At 60.8% G+C, this 4413-nt stretch carries 4 protein-coding genes; all 4 read right to left on the reverse strand.

Annotated elements, in window-relative coordinates; translation table 11 throughout:
- Positions 1-59: 59 nt before the first annotated feature.
- The gene (locus BW11_RS06065) at positions 60-638 is read right to left on the reverse strand and encodes an IS607 family transposase (RefSeq protein WP_140445731.1); all 579 of its coding nucleotides are present in this window, start codon (positions 636-638) and stop codon (positions 60-62) included.
- A 231-nt stretch (positions 639-869) separates the two neighbouring features.
- Positions 870-2300, reverse strand: a complete 1431-nt coding sequence (locus BW11_RS06070) for a DUF4032 domain-containing protein (protein WP_140445754.1) — start codon at positions 2298-2300, stop codon at positions 870-872.
- 45 nt (positions 2301-2345) lie between these two features.
- Positions 2346-3344 (reverse strand): 23S rRNA (guanosine(2251)-2'-O)-methyltransferase RlmB, encoded by a 999-nt coding sequence (gene rlmB / locus BW11_RS06075; protein WP_140445732.1) that lies wholly within the window; start codon positions 3342-3344, stop codon positions 2346-2348.
- A 326-nt stretch (positions 3345-3670) separates the two neighbouring features.
- Positions 3671-4413 (reverse strand): hypothetical protein (locus tag BW11_RS11565; protein WP_181166136.1); only part of this gene is annotated, 743 nt, incomplete at its 5' end.

The following is a 4413-nucleotide window of genomic DNA, read 5'->3' on the forward strand; positions in this document are numbered from 1 at the left end:
AGTGCGACAACAGCAGACGCTCCTGCGCGGGCGTCGGGTCAAGCGCCACCTTGACCGCCTCAAGCATCCTGCGCCGCCTTCAACGCGGCCCGTGCCTTGTTCTTCGCAGCGCGCCGACCATATAGGCGTGCGCAGAACGAGGTCAGCACCTCAGTCATGTCACGCACCAGATCATCATCCAGCTCCGAGTCGTCCACGACAACGAGCCGACGCCCCTGTGCCTTCAGCGCGGATTCAACGAGTCCCGCGTTCATGCGCGCCAACCGGTCCCGATGCTCCACGACGATCGTACCCACGGTCGGATCGGCGAGAATGCGGTTGAGTCTGCGCCGTTTGTCGTTCATGCCCGAACCGGTCTCCATGACCACCTGGATGTCGGTCGCGCCCATGCCGATCGCGAACGACTTCAACCGATCCGCCTGTCGTTGCAGATCGGACTTCTGGTCGGACGATGACACCCGCGCATAGCAGACGACGCGAGAGCCAGCGGAGATGTCGGTCTTCTCGTATTTCGGGTCATGGATGAGCCACACGCTACCCGAACGCTCGAACGGAACGGGCATGCGGTTCTCATGGCACCACTTCCACACCGTCTGCTCGTTCAAACCCTCACGGGCCGCCCACTCCTTCGCGCGCATGAACAAAACATATCACGGTAAAACAGAGCAAAGCAAGTAAAAACCATAACAACTGACAACCCTCTAGCCCTTGCCCCTGCCCCTTAGCAAATCCGCACTGACGATCTATTACGACAAACGTAAAGGGGCTGCCGTCTGCTGTGCGCGACCGTAGGCTTGGCCGAACGGCCTTGAGTGTGTCGCGCACAGCAGACGGCAGACCCGCTCCAGCGAAACCGCCGTGATCGACCGTCAGTGCGACCAGACCGCCGCATCCGGGTCGAAGTCCGGGTTGTACCCGTCGTCATCCCCGTCAGCATCGGAGTTGTTCTCGTAGTACGTCGACTCGTCGTCGATGACGCCGGCATCGGCCTCCTCGAGCAGCGTGTCGATGTCCTTCTTGTTGAGCACCTGCTTCGGCAGCACGTTCTCGATGTAGCTGGTCACGGCCTCGCTCATCGGCACGTCGTGGCCGGCCTTCTCCGCGAGGAACCAGCGGTGGTCGAGCACCTCGTGGAAGAACTGCGCCGGTTCGATCTGCGAACGGTACTTGGCCGGGATCGAGCGCACGGTCGGCTCGAACACCTCGCGCATCCAGTCGGTCGCGACGATCTCGAGATCCTCGCCGTCGCGCCACGTGGAGGCGCGGTAGGCGTCGAGGTCGTTGAGCAGTCGACGGGCCTGGTTCTCCTGCACGTCGAGACCGGTCAGGCGCAGCAGCTTGCGGTTCGCGTAACCGGCGTCGACGACGCGCGGACGCACGAGCACGCGCTTGCCGCCCTCCTCGGTCTTCATCTCGAGCTCGTCGACGTCGAAGCCGAGCTCGTTGAGCTTGTTGACGCGCTTCTCGATCTTCCACATCTCGTTCGGGCCGAACTTGTCGGTGTCGGTCAGGGCGCTCCACAGCGAATGGTAGCGGTCGACCAGACGGTTGCCGACCTCGATCTCGTCGACGTCGTCAGGCAGCAGCTTGCCGGAGCTCAGATCCATCAGTTCGCCGATGATGTTCGTGCGCGCCAGATCGATGTCGTATTCGCGCTGGCCGTTGGTCAGGTTGACCTGCAGGTCACCGGTCTCGGCGTCGACGAGGAACGCGGAGAACGCGTCGGCATCGCGCAGGAACAGGACGTTCGACAGGGAGACGTCGCCCCAGTAGAAGCCGGCCAGGTGCAGGCGCACGAGCAGTACGGCGAGCGCGTCGATCAGACGTTCGGCGGTGTCGTGCTGCAGGTTGCGGGCGAAGAGCGCGCGGTACGGCAGCGAGAACTTGAGATGCTTGGTCACGAGGATCGCCTCGAGCGGCTCGCCTTCGCGGTTGTGACGTCCGGTGACGACCGCGATCGGGCGGACGGCCGGCAGTTCGAGCTTCTGCAGGCGGCGCAGGATCTCGTACTCGCGTTCGGCCATCTGACGCGTGATCTCCTTCATCGCGTACACTTCGTCGCCCACGTGGACGAAGCGCACGACGTGGCGGGAGATGCCTCGCGGCAGGTTGGCGAGCAGTTCGGCGGGCCAGGTGGCCAGCGGCTGCTCCCACGGCAGCGTGAACATCTTCGGGTTCGAGCTGGCCGCGGTGATCTTCAGCGCCTGCGGCTCCGGCGTATCGGCGGTGTCGTCCTCCGCCTTGACGCTGGTGGCCTTCGCCGCGCGCGGATCCAGCTGCGAGAGTCCCGACAGGTTCATGGATGATTGCATCTTTGCCTCGTTCCTACGTGTATTCGGCCTTATTTATTCGGCCGCTTCGGCCGCCTTGCGTCGCGCGTTGGCCACGGCGTACAGGCTGATGCCCGCCGCCACGGACGCGTTGAGTGATTCGACCTGGCTGGAGATCGGGATGCCGGCCACGGCGTCGCACGTCTCACGCACGAGACGGCTCACGCCCTTGCCCTCCGACCCGAGCACGACGACCAGCGGATCGGTCTCGAAACCGGTTTCACCCACGGTCTTGTCGCCACCGCCATCCAGCGCCACGACGTAGTAGCCGCGCTCCTTGAGGCTTTCGATCGCCTTGGTCAGGTTGACCACGCGGCACACCGGCAGGTGCGCGGCCGCACCGGCCGACACCTTCCACGCGGCGGCGTTCACCGACGCGGAGCGACGCTCGGGCAGGATCACGCCGTTCGCGCCGAACGCGGCGGCCGAACGGATGACCGCGCCGAGGTTCTGCGGGTCGGTCACGCCGTCGAGCGCGATGAACAGCGGGCGCGCGGACAGCTTCGCGGCCGTGGAGTTCGCCGCCTCCATCGCACGCGACTTCTTGTCCGCGCGATCGGCGAGCTCGGCGAGAGACGAGTACTGGTACGGATCGACCTTGAGGATCACGCCCTGATGGTTGCCGGAGCGGGCGATGCGGTCCATCTCCAGTCGATCGGCCTCCAGCATGTGCAGGCCCTGCGTGCCGGCCAGCTTGACGATCTCACGAGTGCGGTCGTCGTGCTCGATGCGCGACATGATGTACAGCGTGGAGCTCGGCACGCCCACGCGCAGCGCCTCCAGCACCGAGTTGCGGCCGAACACCAGATCCGTGGTGTCCGACGACGCGAACTTGTCGACGCGGCGGCGTGCGGCCAGTCGCGGATCGGCCAACTTGCGGCGATCGGCGACCTTCTTCGCCTTGTATGCCTTGTGATAGACGCGATCCTCGGCCTTGGGCGTCGGTCCCTTGCCGCGAAGCGCGTTGCGATGCTTGCCACCCGACCCCTTGGTCGGTCCTTTCTTCATAACCATAACGGTCATTGTCTCACAAGCCCCAACCGAACGGCGTGGTGGCGCTGTGTTCCTCCAGTTTTTATGCAACTGGGTTGCGCATCCTGAACCGGATTGCTCATGATGTTAGATAGACCGCAATGAATGATGTCAAAGGAGAGGTCTGAATATGTTGCATGGATTGAAAATGGGTGGATTCGCTAAGGTCGTTCTAATCCTTGTACTGGTGATTGGCTTCTCGACGGCTTCGGCTACTGATTACAGAGCCAGTGAGGTGAATGATGTGTCGGTTGCGATTCCCGCGCTCTATACTGGGTGTCCGATATGGATTCCGTGGCTATGCTGATTCAGGATTGCATAGTGTGGCTGGGGTCACTCTGAAATGATACAAGTGGGAATGTGTATGTTTCAGTCCAACGTTTATTCGCTGTTGAAATCGACGATGTTCCTCCCAGATTGCGTATTGCTATGCTATGACGCTTGTGCCCCGAAGACAATCCAAACCGGCTGCCTTGGTCTCCTGACCGTGGGATGTCGGTGACGGTGAAAGTGAGTGTGGAAGTTGTCGTCGTTACCGACATGACATAAGGGAAAGCCGGGTCAGCATGGCGACTAATGTTGGCAAATGTCTCATGCAGAAGATCAATGAGTAATTGCATTCCAGAACTGCCTTCATCAAGAGATGGTAGTACTTCAGGAATGAGTATTTCCCCGCAGAAACCACTGCCAGTGAGCTGTGATTCGCCGTGGCGTACCTCCGTTAGCAAACGATTCCGTCCATCATAGTTATTGGGGGGAAGGTCGGTAATGTTCGAGTTGTCATCAAGCATCCTAATGAGTTGGTGCGTATCCTGCAAGGCAGCTGAAAGCTGTTCATATACGCGGGGCGCTACCTCTTCTTGGGCATCAAGGATCATCAACGCATTGGCGATTTTATTGGATATTCCATCATGAAGTTTACGTGCAAAGAGTGAACGTTCTTGTATGAGAGCTAAATGACGTTCTATATTTCGTTTCTCCTTCTGAATACGAAACATGCTTCCGGTGGCGCTGCTGCCCAAAGCAAGTACAAAAGCAGTGAGGATATCGT

Source organism: Bifidobacterium sp. UTCIF-38 (assembly GCF_006454495.1).
Taxonomy (GTDB): Bacteria; Actinomycetota; Actinomycetes; order Actinomycetales; family Bifidobacteriaceae; genus Bifidobacterium; species Bifidobacterium callitrichos.